Here is a 3,023-nt window from a genome sequence, read left to right as displayed (position 1 = left end):
AATGACAAAATTGATTAATGTTGTACATTTTTTATTTCCTGGATAGACTCTTAGCCACCTCACAATGACAGTGTAAAGTAATCAAGAGTGAAATACTATCACTGGAATGATTAATGACCGAGAAAAGTGACTGTTTCACATCGCGATGGTAGTGCGTATTATTGGAATGATTGATGACTAAGGAAAGTGACTATGTCACTTCTTTTTTAATACTGATTTATTCCACCATTTGGATTCGTAATATTTAATTTTTTCTTCTAATTCTTCTACTTTTATCTTAAGTTGTTTATTTTCTGCCTGAACTCTCAGGTACTCGTGCTCTTTTCTTGTTTCACTGTCAATAAGCAGCTTTAACTGACTTTCTGACTCAATTAGTCTATTAGCAAAATCTTGTATTTGATGGTTGGTTTTTTCAGAATAATCTAAAACCCTTGTTAATATTTCTTCATAAGCTGGTTTATTAAACTGGTTTACTTCAGGTTGATAAACCTCTTGATCAACCTCTTGATTTGGTTTATTAAACTGGTTTATATGTTGAACAACCTGTTTAATTGAATTTGTTGTTTCAATTAATTGTTTTATGTCGTCATCACTTAAAAATATAATCTTTGTTAAACGGTTGTTTATCAACTCTTTTGTTGTCTTTATATTATAATTTTTATCTCTTTCAAGTTTATCAACCTTTTTATTTGTCGCTTGAACTGAAATTTTTAAAATCTTTGAAAGTTCTGCAATAGTATAAGCTTTAACCATTTTATTAAACCCTTTATAAATTGTTTAACAACTGATTGTGTGTTTGTTTTACCATGTTGACAAGAGTGTATCATAAGTACTAGCATGTATACAAAATAAAACTTGCCTTTTTGAAGCAAGTTTTTACAAAAACTAGATAAAATAAAAAACACCTCAGAGGGTGTTCTCTACAAAAAATCCTTAATTATATTTTAGCACTCCTCTGCATGGTGTCAAGTTGTGTTGCTTAAAATTTAGACATTTGGAGGAGTTTTGTAGATGTTGCCAGAAGCTAGTTGTATTAAGATTAATAGCTTTAATTTGTCTCAAAGTATTACGTTTAAGAAGCTTTTTAGTAAAATTGAGCTGTCAGCCTCTGCCAGGTTGATTATTCATTGTTTAGTAGCTCACTGGAATCCTCAAAAAGGACTTGTTTTTCCTAAGCAGGAAACCATTATGGAAGAAACAGGGATTAGGAGTAATAAGTCTATTACTCAGGGAATTGAGGAATTGAAAGCTAAGAAGTTAGTTTTAACTACTAAAAAAGGGACTAAGTTAAATTATTATTTTACTAATGTTTTTTTTGAGCTTGTAGAGGTTACGGGTTTTAGCTGTAAAAATTACATGGATAAAGCTGTAAAAAATACAGGTACATGTCATGAACAAAAAAGAGAACAAATAAATAACAAGGTTTTAAGTTTTCAAAATAAAGGGGGTTATGATAGGCCTGACGGGCAAAATTATGTTTCTGTCGAGTCTACTAAGAAGTATATTGATGAACAAAAAAAGGTGAAAATAGGATCACCGTTAGATTATACTTATGAAGAGGCTAAGAAGTATTTAGAAGAACTTCCCGATCTTTTGCATAATTCGTTTTTTGCCTGTGAACTTCGTAAAAAATGGGGATTGTGAGATTATTTGCTTTGCTCAAAATGACAGTGGACTAAGAAAAGTGACTAGCCATACATAATAGTAGCAGTATTATTGGAAGAGTTGATGACTGATGACAGTGACTATGTCACCTGGTGATCTGTTTTGTATAATTGTTTTTAATTGTGAAATGGAAAGATTGCCACGCAAGTACGATTATTTCTTAAAGCCATGAAACATGGCTCACAATAACAGTGTGTATTATTGGAATAATTGATGACTTAAGACAGTGCGAAGCACCTCGCAATGGCAGTGCGAAGTATATTTTAATGACGTTACTCTGCATAATTAATTGAAAGTACTAGTGAATTGACACATTAATTGGGAAAAGTCATTATATCCGTCGCTGTTGTTTCAAAAATTGACACGAAACAAAGGATCCTACAGGAATATAATGAAGTCTTTAAAATAAAAACATATCCTCACACTCTTTTGTTTGTAGGTAGGGTTGTGTAAGGATATGTTAGTTTTATTTGCGAAAGGAGTTTTTTAAAGCAGTTTTATTCGTTGTTTTCTTCTTGTTTTGATTTATTGTATATAAAGTCTTCGATTACGAATTCGCAGATTTCTTTGAAATTTTCTAGAATTTCTGTTAATTCTTTGCTCATATTTACGCTCCTTTGGGTGAGGGAACTATTATATTTATTCAATATTTTTTTAGGATTTTCATCTATCATTAGGTGTAGATCTATTGTTTTTTTAAATTAATGATATTATTATTTTCTCCCAAAAATTCTGAAGGCAGGTTATTAATTTCTCAATTGTGCGTTAGGTATTTAAGGGGGTAATAAAAATTCTCACTGATTTGTCATGCTGAACTTGTTTCAGTATCTTCTAATATTCGCTTTTAGCTTTTATTTGCAAACAGGTTAGATCCCGAATTTATTTTGGGATGACATTTTGATGGAACTCAAATAGTTGCAAACTTACGGGGGAAGCTGGAATTATGGATTTTAAGGTTTCTTTTGATAAGCTGGATGAATTGGATAAAAAAATTGTTGCTCTTACGATTCAGGAAAAAACTAATTCTGAAATCGCTGATTTAACAGGTTTTTCCAGCGGGTATATTAAAAAAAGATTAGCTTTTTTGTTTAAAAAATATAATGTGAAAACCAAAGTCGGGTTAGTCAGAGAAATATTTAAGTTTGGATTTTGCAATCTTAGTATTTAAAAATAAAGGATATTAAGCCTCATGTCTTGAAACCATTGTTTATAAGTGTTTTGGTTGATTCGTCAAAAGTGCTGCTATATAAAGTAGTGGCCGAATGGATACTAAATTTGTGGCCATTTGGTCACAATTTGTGGCCACACGGCCACCACTTTATGTGCTATAATTATTAACATAGAAAAGAAATCAGGTA

At 31.2% G+C, this 3,023-nt stretch carries 3 protein-coding genes; 2 read left to right on the top strand and 1 reads right to left on the bottom strand.

What is annotated here, in order from left to right; genetic code table 11:
• Positions 1 to 195: 195 nt before the first annotated feature.
• The gene (locus A2255_06330) at positions 196 to 753 is read right to left on the bottom strand and encodes a hypothetical protein (GenBank protein OGI18067.1); all 558 of its coding nucleotides are present in this window, start codon (positions 751 to 753) and stop codon (positions 196 to 198) included.
• A gap of 258 nt (positions 754 to 1,011) precedes the next feature.
• Here A2255_06330 and A2255_06325 point away from each other — a divergent pair, with 258 nt between their 5' ends.
• Positions 1,012 to 1,644, top strand: coding sequence for a hypothetical protein (locus tag A2255_06325; protein OGI18066.1), 633 nt, complete (start codon positions 1,012 to 1,014; stop codon positions 1,642 to 1,644).
• Positions 1,645 to 2,608: 964 nt separating this feature from the next.
• Positions 2,609 to 2,833, top strand: a complete 225-nt coding sequence (locus A2255_06320; protein ID OGI18065.1) for a hypothetical protein — start codon at positions 2,609 to 2,611, stop codon at positions 2,831 to 2,833.
• Positions 2,834 to 3,023: the final 190 nt, after the last annotated feature.

It is taken from the genome of Candidatus Melainabacteria bacterium RIFOXYA2_FULL_32_9 (genome assembly GCA_001784615.1).
GTDB lineage: Bacteria > Cyanobacteriota > Vampirovibrionia > Gastranaerophilales > UBA9579 > UBA9579.
Note: the sequence above shows the minus strand (reverse complement) of the source record. Positions and strands in the feature narration are given on the sequence as shown.

Excerpts from the sequence above, each read along its gene's own strand:
- A2255_06330 (OGI18067.1), bottom strand. The coding sequence starts at position 753 with ATGGTTAAAGCTTATACTATTGCAGAACTTTCAAAGATTTTAAAAATT.
- A2255_06325 (OGI18066.1), top strand. The coding sequence starts at position 1,012 with ATGTTGCCAGAAGCTAGTTGTATTAAGATTAATAGCTTTAATTTGTCT.
- A2255_06320 (OGI18065.1), top strand. The coding sequence starts at position 2,609 with ATGGATTTTAAGGTTTCTTTTGATAAGCTGGATGAATTGGATAAAAAA.